Source organism: Campylobacter sp. GB48 (genome assembly GCF_049221845.1).
In the GTDB taxonomy this organism is placed as follows: Bacteria; Campylobacterota; Campylobacteria; order Campylobacterales; family Campylobacteraceae; genus Campylobacter_D; species Campylobacter_D lari_C.
Map to the genome: position 1 here is coordinate 52297 of NZ_JBMJAR010000006.1, position 20713 is coordinate 73009.

16 protein-coding genes are annotated in these 20713 nt (G+C 28.4%); 5 read left to right on the forward strand and 11 right to left on the reverse strand.

Going from position 1 to position 20713, the window contains the following annotated elements:
- Window positions 1-49: 49 nt before the first annotated feature.
- From hypF to ACOTVC_RS04860, 9 genes are all read right to left on the reverse strand, one after another.
- Window positions 50-2248 carry a carbamoyltransferase HypF gene (gene hypF, locus ACOTVC_RS04820; protein WP_214116102.1) on the reverse strand — a complete coding sequence of 733 codons (2199 nt, stop codon included), beginning with the start codon at window positions 2246-2248 and terminating at the stop codon, window positions 50-52.
- Window positions 2229-3743 carry a hypothetical protein gene (locus tag ACOTVC_RS04825; protein WP_421627850.1) on the reverse strand — a complete coding sequence of 505 codons (1515 nt, stop codon included), beginning with the start codon at window positions 3741-3743 and terminating at the stop codon, window positions 2229-2231. The genes hypF and ACOTVC_RS04825 overlap by 20 nt, the downstream gene beginning before the upstream one ends.
- Window positions 3744-3843: 100 nt before the next feature.
- Window positions 3844-4665 carry a dipeptidase PepE gene (gene pepE / locus ACOTVC_RS04830; protein ID WP_263692431.1) on the reverse strand — a complete coding sequence of 274 codons (822 nt, stop codon included), beginning with the start codon at window positions 4663-4665 and terminating at the stop codon, window positions 3844-3846.
- Window positions 4666-4739: 74 nt separating this feature from the next.
- The gene (locus ACOTVC_RS04835; RefSeq protein ID WP_214115327.1) at window positions 4740-5405 is read right to left on the reverse strand and encodes a M48 family metallopeptidase; all 666 of its coding nucleotides are present in this window, start codon (window positions 5403-5405) and stop codon (window positions 4740-4742) included.
- On the reverse strand, window positions 5381-6697 hold the full coding sequence (locus ACOTVC_RS04840) for an MATE family efflux transporter (protein ID WP_421627851.1): 1317 nt from the start codon (window positions 6695-6697) through the stop codon (window positions 5381-5383). Before ACOTVC_RS04840 ends, ACOTVC_RS04835 begins: the two co-directional genes overlap by 25 nt.
- A 164-nt stretch (window positions 6698-6861) precedes the next feature.
- Window positions 6862-7602 carry a phosphate ABC transporter ATP-binding protein PstB gene (gene pstB / locus ACOTVC_RS04845; protein ID WP_214097695.1) on the reverse strand — a complete coding sequence of 247 codons (741 nt, stop codon included), beginning with the start codon at window positions 7600-7602 and terminating at the stop codon, window positions 6862-6864.
- Window positions 7599-8687, reverse strand: coding sequence for a phosphate ABC transporter permease PstA (pstA, locus tag ACOTVC_RS04850; RefSeq protein ID WP_214116108.1), 1089 nt, complete (start codon window positions 8685-8687; stop codon window positions 7599-7601). Before pstA ends, pstB begins: the two co-directional genes overlap by 4 nt.
- Entirely contained in the window at window positions 8684-9598 is a 915-nt protein-coding gene (gene pstC, locus ACOTVC_RS04855; RefSeq protein ID WP_039641510.1) for a phosphate ABC transporter permease subunit PstC, read from the reverse strand. Before pstC ends, pstA begins: the two co-directional genes overlap by 4 nt.
- Window positions 9599-9612: 14 nt before the next feature.
- The gene (locus ACOTVC_RS04860) at window positions 9613-10596 is read right to left on the reverse strand and encodes a substrate-binding domain-containing protein (protein ID WP_421627853.1); all 984 of its coding nucleotides are present in this window, start codon (window positions 10594-10596) and stop codon (window positions 9613-9615) included.
- A gap of 85 nt (window positions 10597-10681) precedes the next feature.
- Here ACOTVC_RS04860 and ACOTVC_RS04865 point away from each other — a divergent pair, with 85 nt between their 5' ends.
- Window positions 10682-11341, forward strand: a complete 660-nt coding sequence (locus ACOTVC_RS04865; RefSeq protein ID WP_214115334.1) for a response regulator transcription factor — start codon at window positions 10682-10684, stop codon at window positions 11339-11341.
- 56 nt (window positions 11342-11397) lie between these two features.
- Entirely contained in the window at window positions 11398-12621 is a 1224-nt protein-coding gene (locus ACOTVC_RS04870; protein ID WP_421627855.1) for a sensor histidine kinase, read from the forward strand.
- On the opposite strand, the gene ACOTVC_RS04875 is transcribed toward ACOTVC_RS04870, so the two are convergent.
- A complete protein-coding gene (locus tag ACOTVC_RS04875; protein ID WP_421627857.1) occupies window positions 12622-15075 on the reverse strand; it encodes a hypothetical protein in 2454 nt (817 codons plus the stop codon).
- Window positions 15076-15123: 48 nt separating this feature from the next.
- Complete coding sequence (locus tag ACOTVC_RS04880; protein ID WP_421627858.1) at window positions 15124-17220, reverse strand: KAP family P-loop NTPase fold protein; 2097 nt, start codon at window positions 17218-17220, stop codon at window positions 15124-15126.
- 106 nt (window positions 17221-17326) lie between these two features.
- Here ACOTVC_RS04880 and ftnA point away from each other — a divergent pair, with 106 nt between their 5' ends.
- The 3 genes from ftnA (at window position 17327) to ACOTVC_RS04895 (ending at window position 20667) form a co-directional block, all read left to right on the forward strand.
- Window positions 17327-17821, forward strand: coding sequence for a non-heme ferritin (gene ftnA, locus ACOTVC_RS04885; protein ID WP_039618354.1), 495 nt, complete (start codon window positions 17327-17329; stop codon window positions 17819-17821).
- A gap of 106 nt (window positions 17822-17927) precedes the next feature.
- Window positions 17928-18563, forward strand: coding sequence for a S24 family peptidase (locus tag ACOTVC_RS04890; RefSeq protein WP_214116464.1), 636 nt, complete (start codon window positions 17928-17930; stop codon window positions 18561-18563).
- 166 nt (window positions 18564-18729) lie between these two features.
- On the forward strand, window positions 18730-20667 hold the full coding sequence (locus ACOTVC_RS04895; RefSeq protein WP_080749657.1) for a multiheme c-type cytochrome: 1938 nt from the start codon (window positions 18730-18732) through the stop codon (window positions 20665-20667).
- Window positions 20668-20713: the final 46 nt, after the last annotated feature.

Here is a 20713-nt window from a genome sequence, read left to right on the forward strand (position 1 = left end):
CTTTTTATTTTATTGTATATAAAAAAGTATTAAAAAAATATGAGTTTTATTAAGTTTTTAAAGATAAATAATGCACAAGTTGCCCAAGTGCAATAGAACTATCATTGCAAGGAAATTGTAAAGAAGTTTTATAAGCAAAATTTTTTCGATCTAAAATTTCAAGCAAGGTTTTGTTTTGAAATACTCCGCCACACAAAAACACTTCTTCTTTAAAATCTTTTGAATATTCTATAATTAAATTTGCAATGCCATTAAGCAAACCTGTGCTAATTTTAACCTTATCTTTATCTTCTAAAGCTTGTAAAAAAGCATTTTTAAAGCAAATTTCTTTTTCTTTGATATTAAATTTATAACTATAATCAAGATTTTTATCATAATATTTTTCCATCAAAAGCCCAATTTGCGCTTCATAATCAAGTCTTTGTATATCAAAAGCAAAAGCGCCAAAAGCATCAATAATCCTACCAAGAGAACTTGTATATAAAGAGCTTTGAGTGTGAATTTTTTTAAGATTGTTTAATTTTACTTGAGAAAATTTAGCTAAAAACTCGCTAGCTTTGCTTTCTAAATTAAAATCAAAAATCAAAGCTAAAGCTAAATTTGCGATATTTTTAATATCTACATTAATTAGTTTGAAATTTTTAAAATGATTTAGCCTTTCATAGCTTTTTAAACTCGCTCTAAAAATTTCCCCACCCCAAATTTTTCCATCATCCCCATAACCTGTTCCATCAAAAACAAAGGCCAAAACATCATTTTTGTAAATTTTATATTCGAATAAACAAGCGCACAAATGCGCATAGTGATGTTGCACGCGAAAATTTTTATAATCTCTAAATTCTTTTACATAGTTAAATTGTGGGTGTTTGTCGCTTAAAATATGATCAAAATTTAGTTTATAAGAGTTTTGAAAGAAAGTTAAAATTTTAAAAAATCTCTCTTGTATGTCTAAACTTTTCATATCACCTATATAAGGAGAAATAAAAATTTGATTTTTAAAAAAACATGCAAATTCATTTTTTAATTCACTTCCTAGAGCTAGAATATTTTCTTTTACATTAAAAATACCTGCTGTGTTGATATAAAGTGGGTTAAGACCCCTTGAAGTCCTTAAAAACATTACTTCTTTACCAATAATTTGAGCAATGCTATCATCGCTTGAATTATGTATTGCTCTATCATAATCAAGATAAAAATCAAACACATCGCTAAGTTGCTCTAAAAGTTTTGTTTCTTCATAAATAATGCTTTGTGAACTTAAATTAGCACTTGTTGCAATGATAGGTTTTTTAAAATGTTCAAAAAGCATTAAATGTGTTCCCATATAAGCTAACATAATACCTATTTTATTAGTATCTGGCGCTAAGCTTTTATGGATATTTTTGCTATTTAAAATAACTATGGGTTTTAAATTTGAAGTTAAAAGTTTTGCCTCGGCTTCATCGATAAAAGCTAATTCTTGAGCCATTTTAAGATCTTTTACCATAATAGCAAAAGGCTTTTTAGGGCGATTTTTACGTATTCTAAGTTCATTTATAGCATTTTCATTTGTGCTATCACAAATTAAATGAAACCCACCCATACCTTTAAAAGCTATGATTTTACCTTCTTCTAAAAGCTTTGCAAGCAACATAAAAGCTTTTTCATCTTTGGCTAAAATATTTTGACTTTTATCTTTTAAAAAGATAGTAATTTTACATTTTGGACATGAGAGTGGTTGAGCATGAAAGCGACGATTAGTAGGATCTTCATACTCGCTTTGACAAAAAAAACACATTTTAAACTCATCCATAGTCGTATTAGCTCTATCATATGGGAGTTTTTTTATAATAGAAAATCTTGGTCCGCAATTTGTGCAAGTGATGAAAGGATATTTAAAACGCGGGTTTTTTTCATCATAAAATTCATTATAGCAATCCTCACAAAGAGCAAAATCACTCAAAATCGGACTAAATTTTTCACTATCTTGTGAAGTACTTATGCTAAATTCATTATAAGTTTTTTGAAGTTTTTTATAAGAAAAATTAAAATCATCTATCCTAGCTAAAGGTGGTAAATTAGTAAAAAGTTTTTCTTTAAAAATTTCTAATTCATCATTACTACACTCAAGGATTATAACGACGCCTAAGCTATTATTATAAACTTCACCTTTTAAATTAAGCTCTTTAGCTATATTAAAAACAAAAGGACGAAAGCCAACGCCTTGCACTAGCCCTTTAATATGAATTTCATATCCAAAGTGGGACATCACTTAACTTAAAAAATGGTATGTGTTTAAATACATTTTTACTAAGGCTTTTGTGTTCAAATAAGCTTCCACTAAGCACGGCACAATCAACTTGCTCTTTAGCCTTTAAATCATCAAATAAATCTCTTAAAAAATACGCCAAACTCTCAACAACACCTAAGGCTATGATTTGATTTTCTACTCCAGCAAGCTTAAAACTCATTACACTTCTTAGTGTTTTAGTATAATCAAATTCTTTTTGCTCATTAAACTTAAAATCTATCCTAACACCTTTTGCCATTTTACTCTCATCCGCTAAAGCCAAAAGCGCTAATGCGGCACTTTGGACATCTTCATCAAGCTCTAAAATCATCCCTACCATGCCAAAAATATTAAAAAAATTATTAGCCATATTTAGTTCTTTTCGCACTAGGGTAAATTCTTTTTCATAATTAGCTAGCAATCTCTTAGCAACATCATCTTGACTTATAGTTTCATAAAATTCATCAAAGCTTTTTGGTAAATTTAGTTTTAAAAGATTGATTTCTTTATCGAGTAAAATAATATCATCATTTCTTTTGCTAAGTTCTAAAAGCAAAGGCTTTTTGTCTTTAAAATCAGACAATATACAAGAAATTCTTGCAAAATTTTTATCTTCTTTTTGAAAAATCAAATTTTTAAACTCAGGTAAAATATAATCATAACCTCTACAAACTACTAGCTCATTTTCGATTAAAGCCACTTCAAAATCATCCTCAAAATGTTCTAGCTTTTTAAAATTTAAAAACTTAATTCCTTCTTTTTCAAGCTCAAAACATAAGGCAAACAAGAAAAGATTATCGTATATTTTTATTTTAAAATACTCATGATTTAATTGATGATTTTGTCTAAAAATAGCATTAAATTTAAGTTTCATTAGAGGTTTTTCAACCCCTGCTAAGATTTTAAACTGCTCGTTATTACAAGAAAAAAATGCATTGATATGCTTTGGATCACAAGGTATTAAAAAATCATCCAATGCTTCATTAAAAATTTCAAAAGCATATATTCCTTTTGAGCTTTTAAAATATATTTTTTCTTTGTTTTTTAATTTTTCCAAGGCTTTTTTCAAGTTATCGCAGAAATTTTCTTTAGTGATTTTTATAAAATCTTCTTCTATTTTAAATTCTTCTTCTATAAAAACACCCCATTCATTTTCTAAAAGCTCGCCTTGGGTATAAGCATTTGCATTAAGTCTTGTTAAAAAACTTCTTTTAGTGAAGTTTTTTTCTTTTTTTATAGGTGTAAAATCTTCTTCTATAACTTTTAAGTCGAATTTGTTTAAAAAAACACTGTGGCTGATATTTTCTAAATTAGAACAAAAGGCTTGAATTTCATCTTTTTCGCCTTTAACTTTAATAATGATTTTTTCATCTTTTTGCTCATAATTATACACATAATCTTTAGCATAATAAGCCAACAAATACTCAAAAATATCGTTTTTAGATTTATAATCAAAAGTAATTTCTAAAAGCAAGTTTAAAACCTTAAAATTAAATTTTTAAAGCATAAATATAACAATTTTAATTCTAAGGAAAGCTTAAACAAGCTATCTAAAATATAGATAGCTTGTCATTTTAGTAGTTAAATTCAGAACCGATAGCGATTTTTTGAATTTCTTTTTTATTTTCAAGTTTTAAAAGTGGAGCATTTTTATCCATACCTAAAACTTTTGCTTTTTTGCCATCAAGTAATAACGCAACACCTTCTGGTAAAGCATAAACAACTACTTTAGGATTAACAATCAAAAACTCTTCAAGTCTTTCTTCACGGCTTTCACCATTGTGTCCTACTGGTTTGCCTGAGATAAAATGCGGGTTGATTTGATGAGGGAAGATATTAAAAGTATTGAATGATTTTGGTTCAACTATAGGCATATCATTAGTTGTCATCATAGTTGCACCTGCTACGTTTGAGCCTGCTGACCAACCAACATAAGGCACACCCTCGCTTACTCTTTTTGCGATGAGTTCTACTAGGTTATTATTATAAAGTTGATTTACAAGTTCAAAAGTATTTCCACCCCCTACAAAAATCGCATCAGCGCTTTTAACAATATCAGCAGCATTACCCCTATGTACACTAATTATTTGAAGTCCTAAACTTTCTAAAGCTTTAGCAACTTGTGCTTCATATTGCTCATATGTTTTTCTAACACCTGCATAAGGTACAAAAGCTACTTTTTTACCTTTTAAGTTGTTTTTTTCAACAAATTCTTTAAGCCAAGGTAAAGCATGATTTAAATATCCAGTATCTTTATAACCTGAACTTGAGAGCAATAAAGCTTTTTGTTTATCTTTTGGGAAATTAACTACATCATTAGCATTTAAAGCCACCCCACTAAAAAGCATAGCAGCTAAACCAATAGCACCTACTTTCAGTAAACTTCTTCTTTTCATTGTTTCTCCTTTAAAGAAATATTTAAAAACTATTTATTTTAATAAATAATTATTTAAAATAAAATAAATTTTTATTAATAAATAAAACTCTTTAAAAGAACTTCACATGCTTTATAATCAGGTATTAATTTATATAAAAAATCATAAAATTCTTTTTGATGATGTGGGTAGATTAAATGTGTAAGTTCATGTAAAATCACATATTCTATAGCTTTTATAGGTTTTTGCATAAGTTTTAAATTTAAGTTTATGTATGCTTTTTGATGATTGCAAGAACCCCATCTCGAAATCATTTCCTTAATACAAATTCTTTGCACCTTTCTTTCAAAAGCAAATTCCCATTTTTTTATATAAAACTCAAAAATCACTCTAGCACTACGCCTTAAGAAAAGATCTAAGGCTTTTTGATTTTTTGCAAAGATTTTACCTTTTTTAATAAATACTTTTTTATAATTTTCATCAAAGACTAACTTGTATTTTCTACCTAAAAAATATAGCTCATCACTTGCTATAGCTACCCTTTTTAAAGAAAGTTCTTTTTCTTTAGCTCTAATCCAACTTTCATTTTTTTCTAAAAATCTTAAAACATCTCTTTGCTCATAATATAGCGGTATGCTAAGCTTGAAATTTAAATCTCTATCTATCCTAAGTCTTAGGTATTTAAGTTTTTTCTTTTCAAAAGCAAAACAAAATTCTTTAAATTCTAAAATTCCTTTTATACTAGAGCTTTGCCTTGCCATTTTTTACTTTTCCATCTATATGAATTTACAATACCACGTAAAAACTCATCCGCGCAAAAACCTATCCAAACTCCTAAAATTCCAAGTCCAACATAAAAACAAAGCACATAACCAACTGGTAAAGAAACCCCAAGCATAAACACCACTCCACTTAAAAACGGAAATCTCGCATCGCCACTTGCTCTTAGAGAATTCACCATGACTATATTAAAAGTTCTTGAAATTTCTAAAAAAATAGAAAGAGTAAAAAGTGGTATCATAAGATCTTTTAAACTTTCCTCAAGTTTTACTACACCCATAGTAAAATCTTGCAAAACATAATTAAGTAAAGCTACAAAAGCGCTTGCTACCACGCTAAAATACAAAGCTATCCAAGTATGTTTATAAGCTACATTTAAGTATTTTGCGCCAACTAATTTACCTATGATAATCTCATTTGCCACACTTATAGCTTGCCCTACTAACATAATAAGTAAAGAAATTTGAAAATAAATCGTTTGAACACTTAAGTTTTCTTTACCTAAACTTGCTACAAAAGCAAAAGCTATGGTGTATTGTATAAACCATATTAAATTTTCACCAGCAGCAAACCCACCGATATTTAAAATCTTTTTAAGTACAGCTTTTTCAAGGCTTATCATCTCTTTAATTTTAAGATAAATTTTAAGTTTAAAACTAAGTATTGCCACTAGCATACCAAAAGCTACTAAACGTCCTAATATATTGCTAAGCCCTACTCCAAAAAGCTCTAATTTGGTAAAATGTAACACATAAAAATTTCCTATAAATATCACAACATTCATCAATAAGGTTGTAAACATAACCCAATAAGCCATATTATACACCCTAATAATAGCAGCCAAAACTATACCCATAGCATCAAAAAACAAACAAATTCCAAGCATATGCAAATAAATTTCACTGTCTTTTAAAAGTTCATTTGGAATTTGTAAAAGGTAAAGCAAAAACTCTCCATGCCATAAAATCAAACTTCCACACACAAGTCCGATTAAGCCATTTAAAAATAAACTTTGATGGATTACTTTTCTGGCTAAAGTATAATTTTTAGCTCCTAAAGCTTGAGCAATCACCACACTACAACCCACACTTAAAAAACTAAAAATAATGATAAATAAATCTGCTACTTGATTACCCGCACCCATAGCTCCAACTAAAAAGTTAGAATACTGCGAAACCATAACGGTATTAATAATCAATGAAAAATATCTTAAAAACATTTCAAGTAGTATAGGCATACTAAGATGCTTGAGTGAAAGTTGTTTGCTGGCCATAAATACTCTTTTTGATAATAATTTTTGAAAGTAAAAGTAATTTTACTTAAAAATTGCTTTTTTAAAGATAAATATATTTTTAATTATACTGATTTTAAGAATAAACAAATGTATTTTAGAAATTTTGATTAATTTCATCATCAAAATTTCTAAATAAATAAAAATTATCCAAAAGCTCCATTTAAATAAGCTTTTGTTTTTTCTTTTTTAGGATTTTCAAAAAATTCCTTACTCTCTCCAAATTCCACAAGCTCTCCTAAATGAAAAAACGCAGTATAATCAGCCACGCGCTTACCTTGTTGCATATTATGTGTCACAATAATCATGGAAAGATTATGACTTAATTCTTTAATAAGCTCTTCTATAACACTTGAAGATATAGGATCAAGTGCAGAAGTTGGTTCATCTAAAAGTAATAATTTTGGCTTTATAGCTAAAGCTCTTGCAATACAAAGACGTTGTTGCTGACCACCTGAAAGTGCTAGAGCGTTTTGCTTTAGCTTATCCTTTACCTCTTCAAAAAGCCCTACTTTTTTAAGACAATCTTCCACTAAAGCATCTTCTTCATCTTTGTTTTTGATCATCCCATGGAGTTTTGGAGCATAAGAAATATTATCGTAAATGCTTTTTACAAAAACATTAGGTTGTTGAAATACCATTCCAACTTTTTTTCTAAGCACGACTAAATCTTGATTTTTAACATCTTTTCCATCAATCTCAACAAGACCATCGATTTTTGCTATTTTATCATTCATCCTATTAAAACAACGCAAAAATGTGGATTTTCCACAGCCTGAAGCACCTATTAAAGCTGTAATTTTATTTTTTTGAATTTCCATATTAATATCAAACAAAGCCTGTTTTTTACTATAAAATAAATTTAAATTTGTTGTTTTTGCTATCATTTTAATTTTCCTTGAAAATATCTTCTTAAAAGTATTGCTGCTAAATTTAAAATCACCAAAAGAGATAAAAGCACTATAATCCCCGCTGCTGTTCTTTCTAAAAATGCGCGTTCTGGCATAGCCGACCATGAAAAAATTTGAGCAGGTAAAACACTTGTTGGCGCAAAAATTGAGTTTGCTACATCAGGTATAAAAGCTATCATACCTATAATCATTAAAGGTGCAGTTTCGCCAATAGCTCCTGCTAGAGTTAAAATAGAACCTGTTAAAATCATAGGTATTGCCAAAGGTAACATAATACCTTTTATCATTTGAATTTTAGTCATACCTAAAGCATATGCTGCATTTTTCATATTAATATCCACACTTTTTAAGGCAGCCTTAGTTGATACAATAATAATAGGCAAACTCATAATAGCTAAAGTTAATCCCCCAACTAAAGCACTCGAACGCGGCATCCCAAAAAGATTAATAAACACTCCAAGTCCTAAAAGCCCAAATAAAATACTAGGAATACTAGCTAAATTATTTATACATACTTCTATAAAATGCGTAAATACATTTTGCGGAGCAAATTCTTCTAAATAAATAGCCGCTCCAACTCCTATTGGGATACTCACAGCCATACATACTAACATTACAAGCAAAGTTCCAACCACAGAAGCAAAGATTCCTGAATTTTCAGGTGATTTAGAATCTCCATTAAGGAAAAAATTTGTGTTAAAACTTAGTTTGATTTCTTGCTTTTGAACTAATTCATCAACTAAAGCCTTTTGTTCATCACTTAGTTTATTGTAGTTTTTTTTCATATATTGATCAACTTCAGAATTTGCTAAAAGCCAAGATTTTTCTTTGATTTGACCTGTTCTTATTTTCCTTTGTTCAGCACGTGATAAAAGTTCATAAGAAGGATTATTTCTATCAGATTCTACATAAATATAAGTTTGCTTAAAAGCTCCTACTCCAAGATACCCTACACTTGATAAAAAAATACAAAGAAAAATAAGGTTTATATAAAGCCCTATTTTACAGAATCTTTTGAAATTTTTTGAAGCTTTTTTTCTTTGTTTGAAAAGTTTTTTCATAAATTTTTCCTTTTATGGAAGCGATTTATCAGATAAACGCTAAAAATATTAATGATTAATGTAATAATAAAAAGCACAAGTCCTAAAGAAAATGCACTTAAAGCCAAAGAACTATCAAAAGCTTGATCACCGCTTAATGCTTCTACTATTTTTACAGTAACTGTTGTCATATCTTCTAAAAAATTCATTGTTAAATTTGGACGCAGTGAAGCAGCCATAACAACAATCATCGTTTCACCTAAAGCTCTTGAAAGTCCTAAAAGACAAGCTGCAACTATACCTGGCATTGCTTCTGGTAAAATCACTGCAAAAACAACTTCTTTTTTAGTCATACCTAAAGCATAAGCTCCATTGATTCTTTTTAAACTTACAGCTTCAATGCAATCTTGTGAAAGTGAAGCCACTATAGGAACTATCATAATGCCCATGATAAAACCTGCACCTAAAGCACTTTGAAAACTAGCTTTGATACCAAAAAGAGAGAAAAACCATACTATAAATGGAGCTACAACTATGGCTGCGAAAAATCCAAAAACTACAGTAGGAATTCCTGCTATGATTTCTAAAATAGGCTTTAAATAGTTTTTAGATTTTTTACCTGCAAATACTCCAAGATAAATAGCACACATTACACCTAAAGGTAAGGCTGTTAGCATTGCTATCAATGAAATATAAAAAGTTCCCCAAAATAAACTCAAAGCACCAAAAACCCCATGCTTGCTACTTCCATCAGCACCTACAAATGCAGCATCTGCTGCCCACTGACTTGAGAATAAAAAAGTAAATACACTTTCTTTTTGAAAAAATTTTAATGCTTCAATTAAAATAGTTAGCATAATAGCAAAGCTTACCACTACACTAACAAAAGCACAAAGAAAAAGCGTTAATTTTATTATTTTTTCTTTTATCAATTTTTCATCCTAAATCAAAAAACTTTCCCTGCTTTAACAAGCTCATCAGTTAATAAACCTTTTTCTTCTATATGTTTTTGGGTTGCTTTTAAAGTTTTTTCATCCAAAGAAACTAATCCTATTTTTTCTAATTCTGCTCCGCTTTTAGCCAAATCATCACTCATGTAAATTTTTGCAAATTCAAATACTTCTGGATTTTTCTTAGCATTCATATATATAAACAAAGAACGAGCTAGTTTATATTTTCCTTCAGATATATTTTTCTCATCAGCTTTTACACCATCAATGTGGGCAGCATTAATTTTATCATCATTGCTAGCTAAAAATCCGTATCCAAAAAGCCCAAAAGCTTCCTTATCAACAGAAAGTTTTGAAACAATTAAATTATCATTTTCACCACTTGGTATAAATACTCCATCTTGACGTATAGTTTTATATACACCTTTGTATTCTGGAATTTTTTTAGAAATATCTACCATTACAAGCTCTTCTATACTATCTCTTGTTCCTGAACTTGATGGAGGACCATAGATTGTAATTTTTCTATTTGGTAGATTTTTATTGATTTGTTGCCAATTTGTGTAAGGATTTGGGATTAATTTTCCATCTTGTGGAATTTCTTTAGCCAAAGCTAAAAATAACTCATGTAAGCTTATATTTAACGGGGTATTGATTTTACTTTGAGCTAAAACTATGCCATCATAGCCTATCATAATCCCGACTATATCACTCACACCTGATTTTTTACAGGTTTCAAATTCACTTGGCTTAATTGCTCTTGAAGCATTAGAAATATCAGTAATACCCTCGCAAAAAACTTTAAAACCACCACCTGTGCCAAGACTTTCAACTATAGGTGTTTTTGTATTTTTTATAACAGCATATTCTTCAGCAACAAAAGAAGTAAAAGGATAGACAGTAGATGAACCTGCTATTTTTAATTCTGCTGCGTTTAAACTAACAAAAGCAGCCACACTTAAAACTAAAAGTTTTTTCATTTTTTCTCCTTAGTTAAAAAGTAATGAAAATTTAAAAAAACTTGGAAACATTTTGGATACATGTATTTTTTGATATAATTTTTATATGTTAAATATTATTTTGATAGAAGATGATAAAGACTTAAATGAATTAATCACACTAAGACTTAGTCAAGAAAATATAAAAATTTATAGTTATTTTGATTTTTTTAACTTAGAATATTTTCTAGATACAAACGAAATAGACTTAATCATCATGGATAGAAATTTACCAAGTGGTGATAGTGTAGAGATGATAAAACAATTAAGAAAAAAAGGTTATATGGAGCCTGTGATTTTTCTTAGTGCAAAGACTTTACAAAAAGATATTTTAGAAGGTTTTGAGCAAGGCTGTGATGATTATATATGTAAACCTTTTGATTTTAATGAGCTTTTATTTAGAATCAAAGCCGTAACCAAAAGAAATAAAACTCCAAAAGAACAAATTTCTTATCAAGATTTTACCTTATATATAGAAGAGAGAAAATTAACCTATAAAACAAATACATTTGAAAATTTATCAACCCTAGATGTGGAATTACTCAAGTGTTTTTTTAATCACAAAAATCAACTTCTAAGCCGTCAATTTTTAAGTGAGCAAGTATGGAAAAATGACACAACAAGCGATAAGACAATCAATACAGCTATTTTAAGATTAAAACAAAAAATTCCACAAATTAAAGAAAATATCATTTCAGTGCGTTCGGTGGGTTATAAATTGTGTTAAAAATAAAAACATTTTTCCTTTTTACACTTGGATTTTTTTGTATTGCTTTTTTTATATTGTTTTATTTTTTCAATGAAAGCTATATCAATACTACGGTAAAAAATACTTATGAGCAAAAACTAAAAACACTCAATGATGTTTTACAATTTCAGTTATTAGATACACTAAATTCCAATAATATCAAGCAATTTGCTCAAAATACCAGAGCGGATTTTATCATTAAACAAAATGATGATATTTTTTCATCATTAAAAGATTATTCTTATTTTCTAAATCATTTTAAGTCTAATTTTACCCATGATTTTTATAAGCAAAAAGAAATTTATTTTAAAGCTTATGCTTATAAAAACTATCAATACATCATCATTGTATATCCTAAAATACACTCTTTGGTGCAAAATTTTTGGATTAAAAATATTATTATTTTTTCTTTCTTTTTGCTTGTACTTGTTGCGTTTTATTTTGTTGTATTTAATTTTTTCAAAAATTATTTTCAAGAATTATTATTGTTTGTTAAAAGTATCAAATCAAATACTAATTTCATTTTAAAATATAATTTCGTTTATGAATTAAAAAATTTAAATTTACGCTTATTGAAAATTAAAAAATTACTCATCAAGCAAGAATTAAAAAACAAAAAACAAGCAAAGAAAATTCAAACCAAAAACACCCAACTAAGCAATGTAATCAGCGCTATATCACATGAGCTTAAAAACCCTATAAGCGTTATAGATTTAAGCTTGCAATCTTTAAAAGAAACCAATGATGAAAATATGAAATTATTTTTACTTGAAAAAATTCACAAACAAAGCGTAAAAATCAACCAACTAACACACAAACTCAATTTTGTTTTTAATCTTAATTTTGATTCTTTAAATTTAGAAAAATTCGACCTATATGCTTTAAGTAAAAATTTATTAGAAAGTTTTAGAGATGATAGGTTGAAAATTCAAGGCCAAACAAGCTTTATCAAAGCGGATAAATTTCTCATAGAACAAGTCATAATTAATCTAATAGATAATGCCTTAAAATACAGCAAAAAAGAGGTACTAATCATTGTAGAAAATCAAAATTTTACTATCATAGATCAAGGCATAGGCATAGAAGAAAAACATCTTAAATTTATAACAAAAAAATTCTACAAAGCAAACTCAACACAAAATAACTCTTTTGGATTGGGATTGTTTTTAGTTAAAAAAATACTCACTTTACACAAAAGTTCTTTAAAAATTCAATCTAACCCACAAAAAGGTAGTGTTTTTTCTTTTAGTATTAGCTAATCACTCTCTCAAAAAGCCATATTCATAAATTTTTGGTTCAATTTTTTTAGCCAAAATATCTAAAGCTAAATTCAAATCATTAAGCAAAATTTTATAATGCTCATCTTTCGCTTTGCTGGGTATATTCATCTTGCCTTTTTCATCTCTACCTTGAAAAAATTCTTTTATATCATACAAAGAAGCATTTACTAAATACCCCGCCTTTTCTTTATGTGTGTGATAATACTTAAAAAGCACTTTGCCTGCTTTTAAAAGTTCTTTTGCTTCATTAGAAAATTCCACCTTATCTAATTCATCATCAAATAAAACATCTTCATTTTTTATCTTGCCATTTATAAATTTATACATAAAATCACTCTTAAATGCTTCTTGAGTAATGCCTAATTCTTTCTCACTAAAAGGTATGAAGTGATTTACACCTTCTTTTGCACTTATTCGATTTTGCCCATGAAAAAGCATAAAAGCTAAGCAATCACTTTGAAATTCTTTGTCGTTTTGATATGCTTTGTTTGGATATAAAAACTGATCTCTATCATTTAGCCAAGTAGCAGGTATAGCATGACGCACAGAAAAAAATATAGAATCAACTAATAAGTTTTCTTTAAATATAGAATTTTCATTACTAGCATTTATAATACTTTGAGATGGAACAAGAGTAATAAAAACAACATTATTATTTTGAAAATCAACACTGCCTCTAACTAAATGCGCCAACTTATCTTTATTATTTTTACATTTATCATTATATTGTCTTAACCAATCTTTTATATTTTTCTCGTAAGGAAAAAAACTTTTTTTACCTAAAAAATTTCCATTTTCATTAAATACATCAAGTTTTATTTTTTTAATTTCTTCTTTTTTACTCATATCCCATATCAAAAATCCTATAGGAAATTTTCCATTTACATTGTCAAAAGTATAAGAAGGTGCTATGAAGCCTTTTAAAAATTTAGCCTTAAAAGTTTCTCTAAATTTAGAAAAATTAGAACTATTTACATATTTTAAAGTAGAAAAAGTAGCTAATACACAGTCTTCTATCTCACAATATATTCTTATATAAAATTGTGCAAAAAGTTCTCTTAATGATTTACCACAAACTCCCAAATAATTTTCATAAACTTTATTATATACAGCAACTTTATCTTTGTGTTTTCCTGTGTTTCCTATGGTAGATGTAGTAGTTGCTTCTGCATAAGGTGGATTTATAAAGATGATGAGTTTTTTGCGTTTGTTTTCATCTTTTAAAATTTCTTGTAAATTTGAAGGTAGTTTTGATTTATAAATGACATTGCCTTTATCATCTACTTTATCAAAAAATTCATCATTTAAAAAGTCAAATTGAAAAACATGATTTTCAAATAAATTTGCTCCATTTTTTATACGCTCATGTATCACATCAACATCTGCTTTATCTATAGTAGAGCAAAAAATATTTTTTGCATTTGTGAAATTTGCTAGTAAATTTCCTGTCCCACCAGCACAGTCCCATATATAGTATTTCTCTTCATAGTCTTTGCCTAAAGCCTTTGATAAATACTCACTTGCTTTATCCACCCAAATTCTTGGAGTAAAAAACGCTCCCTTTCTTTCTCTAATGTCTTGATCTACAAGCAAATCCCTGCGCTCTATCATATAATCCCAAAATTCCTCTAAAGGCGGACGCTCATAAATAGCCCAAAAATCTTTATGTGCTTTTTGATTATCTTTAAAGCCTGTTTTTTCCGTAGCGATAGAGCCTAGATCTGTCTTTTTGGCATTAAATTCATAATGATCTTTATTCAAGATAGCAAAAAGCTTTTCTACTATGGTTTGATTTTCATTTGAGAGTAAATCAGCTAGGTAAAAGTCCGCATCGATAATGCCGTTTTTCTTTGCTAAATCCCAATCTATACTTATGCTTTCTTTTACGCTTTTGCTCCATTTGTGATATATGCTTACAAAGTTGTTTTTGTCGATTTTAAATTTACTTATGTTTTCGTTTGTTAAATTTTCTTTTATGAATTTTTTTAATTCCTCATCATTTTTCTCATAGTAAAAAATCAAAGCTTCGTTTAAAATTTCATCTAATTCTTTTAAAAGTTTTAAAAACTGTTCACTTGTGTGTTTGCTAGCTGCTACACCCCAAACCCTATCATTTTGATAAAAAATTTCTTGAATTTTATAATAAGGTAAAAATGCGATTTTTTCAGCATCAAATGCACCTATTAAAGCAGGTGTTTGCATGGTATGAAAACTTCCATTTTTTATAGTCATAATGAGTTGAACAAATGATTTTTTAATATCACTTATGCCTTGCTTAGCTTCAGCCCAAAATAAATTAATCTCGCCTAAGTCTTTGTGTTTTTGTGTGACAATAAAATCAATACTAGAACCAACTACAGAAAATTTTGAAAAATACGCTTCACGCACTTTGTTTTTTAAAGTTTCTTCATCTACTTTTAACCATTCTTGCATTTTTAACCTTTGATAATAAATAAACTTACAATTTTAAGCAAAATAAAATTATTTTTCAACATATCCTCTTGGATTAATATACCGCAAAGCTTTTTTTTGCAAGTCATTTTTATAAAATTCTATAAGCTCTTTTTGTTCATCAGTAGGATTTTTAAAAGTTTCTTCGATCATAGTTTTTAATTCATAAAGTTTAATATAATTTAATAATTTTTGATTAATGTGTTTTTGATTATTTTCATCTTTTTCTATAAAAAATTCTAAAACCAAGAAAAATATTTTTGAATTTTGTGCAAAAATTTTAAAAGTGTTTTTTAGGTAATGAAAGTTATTTGTTCTAAGAGCACAAATATGTGCTTTTATTTTCTCTTTTACTTTTTCACTATCTTCTTGAAGTAATTTGTCTAATAATATTTTTAATTCTTTCTCATAAAAATACCCTTTTTCTCTCATAGAATAATTGCAACTATATATAAATAACATTCTTGCATCTAGTGGATATTTTTCATTAAGTAATTCTTTGTTATTTATATCTCCTTTACCTGTCATATTTGAAATCAATTCAAAAAAGCACTCACATCTATCATAGTAAGAAAAATCTTCCTCTTTATAAATTTCATCAAAAATACTCCAAAGGTAATAAATAAATTCACTACTTTTAAAGTCTTTAGCATAAACACTCATTTTAAAAGGTAATTCATTTAACGCTTCAGATGATTTTAAACAATATTTACTAAAAATATCATCATACTCTTGGTGTGAATTTGCCTTTATAATTTTATCTATAGTTTCTTTTTTGATAAGCTCTTCTGTGAAATTTAACACAAAATAATCTTGAAAATATTCTGAAGAAGCAATCCTATGTTTATATTCATATACTATTCTATCTTTTATTATTTCAGAAAAATCTCTATTATACAAATCATCTATTCTAGGAAAAATAGAAATTAACAAATTTTTAGCAACTTCTTTATTTAACTTATTTAAACACTTTATTTGTTTATCAATAAAATTAGTGTATGTGGATTTTTGAAGTTCTTTGTTTTTTTCATCAGAATCTAAAGCGGTTCTTTTGAAAAATTCAGAATAGTTATAAATAAACTCATAAAATTTTGGCTCAAAAACCTTAAACAAAGTAATCACAGCAAAATCATACAAATATAACTCTTGTTTTATAGCACTCATTTCAAATTTTAAAACATTTAAGTATCTATTGATATCTCTTATATTTTCAAAAGCACCTGCAAAATTATTTGTTTCTAAGTTCTCTATAAATTCATTCTTATCGATTTTTTCGTAAGTAAAGTTAAATTGTTCAATTTTTTGCATAAAAATTGCTGTTAAATCAGCTTTATTTAATTTAGGTAGCACTATAGGAACTTGCACTATTTTTTCTATATATCTTTCGCCTTTGTCTTTTTGGATTTTATCTAAGGCTTTGGTGACTATTTCATTATCATAAGCAAGAATATACATAGTATTTTTAAAATCTGCTATAGATCTAACAAGTTGAAAAATTTCTCGTATATCCGTATCGGCTAATCTATCAAGATCATCTATAACTATAATGATTTTTGTGTCTATATTTGATAAAGCAGTGTTGATTTTATTTTTAATTTCATCTAAACCTTTTTTCTCTGCACTCAATGATTTATTAAAATCACTGATAGCATTTGAAGTTTTAGACATTGCCACTGAAGTAACCGGATCTGCGATCACATAAGATGACATTTTAAACAATAATGCTAAATCTTCTAAATTTTGGGATACTTCAGAAAAAAATTTAAATTTAAAATGAGAATATATTTTTTTTAAATTCCTACATTTAAATTCAGGAAATGGGACTTTACAAATTTCTTTAGAAAGCATTGTAAAAAAATCACTAATAAGTTGTTTTCTAGTGGAAATATTCCAAGGATTGAAATTTATTATAATGAAATTTTCATCATCTTTAAGTTCCTCTAAAATCATATTTACAAAAGAAGTTTTTCCACTACCCCAATCCCCTATAATACCTATAGAAATACTATCTTCATCTTGATAACTTTTTATAATTTTCGCCAGTGCAGTAGCATTTTCTATTCTACTAAATAAGTCTTCATTTTTGTTTGTTATAGCTTTATCAACTTTAAAAGTATTTATTTGCATTTTTTACTCTTTATTTTTTAGCGTAATTATACATAAAATATAAATTTAGTATAAATTAAACTTTAAAATATATCATTATAAAATTATTATTAAAAAAGGAGAAAAAATGCTTTCTAAAGAAGTAGTAGCTTTACTAAACGAGCAAATCAATAAAGAAATGTATGCGGCAAATTTATATTTAAGCATGAGTTCATGGTGTTATGAACATAGTTTTGATGGTGCGGGAGCGTTTTTGTTTGAGCATGCAAGAGAAGAAAGTGATCATGCAAGAAAACTCATCACTTATTTAAATGAAACTGATTCTAAAGTAGAATTAAAAGAAGTTAAAAAACCTGATAGTGAATTTAAATCATTACTTGATGTGTTTGAAAAAACTTTTGAGCATGAGCAAAGCATTACTGCTTCTATTAACAATCTTGTAGATTTTATGCTTTCAAGTAAAGATTATTCTACTTTTAATTTCTTGCAATGGTATGTAAGCGAACAACACGAAGAAGAAGCGCTTTTTAGAGGTATAGTAGATAAAATCAAACTCATAAGCGATAATGGCAATGGCTTATACATGGTAGATCAATACATCAAAAGCTTAATCAATAAATAATTTTTTAGCTTCCATAAATTTGGAAGCTAAATATCTTTTAATTTAAAAGAATTCTTGCAAAATAAAAGTAAATTTGCTAAAATACTTTTTATTTAAAAGGATTTTTATGCAAATGAACGAAATTACTGATAAACTTAAATTTATACTCCAAAAAGAAGGCATAAAAAACGCCAAAGATTCTGATGTGGCTAAAATGCTAAATATCAATCCTGATACCTTTTATAGTATGAAATTTAGAAATTCCATACCTTATAAACAAATACTTCATTTTTTAAATGAAAGAAATATCAATATCAATGCATTTTTTTATGAAGATTCCCTTGAGAGCAATACTCCATCACTTGATCTAAGCTATAATGTTTTAAAATATTATGATGTTAATGCCTCTATGGGAGGTGGAGCTTTAAATGATAATGTGAGTTTTTCAGAAGTGATTATAGATGAAAAACTAAGTGATTTTTTTGGCTCTAAAGATTGTGATATCATCCCTTGTATAGGCGATAGCATGGAGCCTGAAATCAAAGATGACTCTTTGTGTTTAGTAGATAAAAGTAAAAGCTTTAAAGAAGGCGGGGTTTTTGCGGTAAATACTCGAGATGGTTTGTTTATCAAACAAATTTTTAAAAGTAATAAAGGCGGAGTTTATCTACACTCTTTTAATCTAAGTTATGCAGATGTTCATTATCAAAATGGTGATTTTTTAATCGTGGGTAAGGTAGTGGGAACTATAAGTAGAATTTAACACTTTCAAGAAACTTCTTTTTTAATATTTATATTAATAAATAATTAATTAAAGTATAAATTTAAGTTATTTTTTATTAAAAAATAGTCAAAATTATACTTTAATAGTTAATAGATAATAAATAAGAGTATTTTTATCTTTTAACAAACTACATGAAAGGGAAGTTATGAAACACAAATTAGCTAAGGTTGCTACCTATGCCTGTTTAGCTTTAGGCATAAGTTTGAGTTCGCAAGCTTTTGCTTCTTCAGAGCCTAGAACCCTTGATGGATATGTAGCTCAAGAAGATGCATTTTTTGACTATCTTTACAAGCATCACCCTATTTTTAAATATGAAAAAGAAGGGCGTTTGGTGGGTAAATTTACCCATAGTGATAGAACTGAAAACTGGGTTTTAAATCAGAATGGAGCTAAATTTGCTGCTGAGCATGATTTAAAACAAGCTTCTATTACTTATCGCTTGCCTTATGAGTCTTTTTTGGATTTTCCAAACAAATTTGTAGGGCCAAAAAAATGCGGTGAGTGTCACCCTGCTCAATATGCTTCTTGGGAGCGTTCTCGTCATGCAAAAACCGTGCGTTTTCCGCATGAAATGGAAGAAGTTGGTGGAGCTGATGGTTTGAAAAAACCTATGTATAATTCTCAAGCTACTATTTTACCTGATGGAATTTATCCAAATGATGTTTATGCTCTCATTGGAACACCAAGAACAAAATACGGTTTTATAGATAGATGGCTTGTGCGTGGAACCTACCATGTTGAAGATGGAAATTTGAGTGATTTAAGTGGTAAATTAACCGCTGGAGGTAATCAATTCTCAAGACTTTGGAGTGAGTTTTTAACCCCTGAAATGGCACAAAAAATAGCTGCATTTGCACCTGGTTTTCCTACTAAAATGGAAGATTTTGGAGGAAATGGCTCTCAAGTATGGGGAACAAACTCTTATGCTGCAACCTATAAAGAAAAAGCTGTTTTCCAACCTGCTACTGCATATTGTGAAACCTGTCATACTTTTAAATTTGACTTTAAAAGTAAGGAAGAATTTTATAAAGCACTGGGCAATCCAAAAGAACTTCAAAAACATACCATCTCAAAAGGTATTACTTGCGAGGAATGCCATGGGGCTGGAGCACATCTTTATGGAGCAAGAGGTGCGGGTATGCCATCAAATTGTGAAAGATGTCATCAAAGATTTTCATATAATGAAACCGATGCTAAAATCAATCCTAGAAAACCTTTCAACGCATATTTTAAATCAAGTTGTCCTGCGTGTGGAACAGAAGGTGCTCAAATGTATTCTTCAGCACACTATGATAAGGGTATGAGATGTAATACTTGTCATGATCCACATGAAGTAACTTTTAATGATTGGAAAAGCGGTTATACTAAAACAAAACTTAAAAAAACTTGTAAAGACTGTCATGAAACTCAAGCAAGCTTTTTCAAAAAAGGCGGAATTCATGCAAAAGATAATTGTACAGCTTGTCACATGCCAAATATGATGAGTTGTGAAAACTTTGGAGCGGTTCAAAACCCTGATAAAGGCGGGTTTGATAATGTTAGAGCTTCACATATTTGGAATATCAAAGTAGATAAAACAGCAAAAACACTTAACCCACCAGAAGGCAAAGAAAGATCACCTAAAGTTGGTGGTTGGACTATAGCTAGAGATGATGAAGGTAGATTTTTCCTTGATTTAATGTGGAGTTGTGGTAGAACTAGTTTTAGTGATATTAATCTAATGGGCCCTGGTGCAAGTGGTTGTCATAGTCCTGTGCAATCAACCTTACCTGAAAAACTTCACTTTAGCAATCAAGAAATGATTTATGATAAGGTAATGGAGTGGCAAAACCCTGTTAAAGAAGGCTATGAGAAAATTAGAAAAGGCATAGCAAATATTGATAAAACTTTTGCTGAAAAAACCAAACTTTCAGTAGAGCAAAAATCAAAAGTACTAAGCCTAACAAATCAAGCTCAAGCCATAGCTGATAGACTAGAAAAAGATGGTTCTTGGGGTGTTCATGGACCTGCTTATTCTAAGAAAATCATAGAAGAAGCTTTAATTTATATCCAAGAAGCACAAAATATCCTAAATGGTAAATAAAAACAAAGGAAGAATAAAAAATTCTTCCTTCAAATAAGGAGCTAGT

Coding starts and splice junctions, on each gene's coding strand:
- hypF (WP_214116102.1), bottom strand. CDS start 2,248: ATGTCCCACTTTGGATATGAAATTCATATTAAAGGGCTAGTGCAAGGC.
- pepE (WP_263692431.1), bottom strand. CDS start 4,665: ATGAAAAGAAGAAGTTTACTGAAAGTAGGTGCTATTGGTTTAGCTGCT.
- ACOTVC_RS04835 (WP_214115327.1), bottom strand. CDS start 5,405: ATGGCAAGGCAAAGCTCTAGTATAAAAGGAATTTTAGAATTTAAAGAA.
- ACOTVC_RS04840 (WP_421627851.1), bottom strand. CDS start 6,697: ATGGCCAGCAAACAACTTTCACTCAAGCATCTTAGTATGCCTATACTA.
- pstB (WP_214097695.1), bottom strand. CDS start 7,602: ATGATAGCAAAAACAACAAATTTAAATTTATTTTATAGTAAAAAACAG.
- pstA (WP_214116108.1), bottom strand. CDS start 8,687: ATGAAAAAACTTTTCAAACAAAGAAAAAAAGCTTCAAAAAATTTCAAA.
- ACOTVC_RS04860 (WP_421627853.1), bottom strand. CDS start 10,596: ATGAAAAAACTTTTAGTTTTAAGTGTGGCTGCTTTTGTTAGTTTAAAC.
- ACOTVC_RS04865 (WP_214115334.1), top strand. CDS start 10,682: ATGTTAAATATTATTTTGATAGAAGATGATAAAGACTTAAATGAATTA.
- ACOTVC_RS04875 (WP_421627857.1), bottom strand. CDS start 15,075: ATGCAAGAATGGTTAAAAGTAGATGAAGAAACTTTAAAAAACAAAGTG.
- ACOTVC_RS04880 (WP_421627858.1), bottom strand. CDS start 17,220: ATGCAAATAAATACTTTTAAAGTTGATAAAGCTATAACAAACAAAAAT.
- ftnA (WP_039618354.1), top strand. CDS start 17,327: ATGCTTTCTAAAGAAGTAGTAGCTTTACTAAACGAGCAAATCAATAAA.
- ACOTVC_RS04890 (WP_214116464.1), top strand. CDS start 17,928: ATGCAAATGAACGAAATTACTGATAAACTTAAATTTATACTCCAAAAA.
- ACOTVC_RS04895 (WP_080749657.1), top strand. CDS start 18,730: ATGAAACACAAATTAGCTAAGGTTGCTACCTATGCCTGTTTAGCTTTA.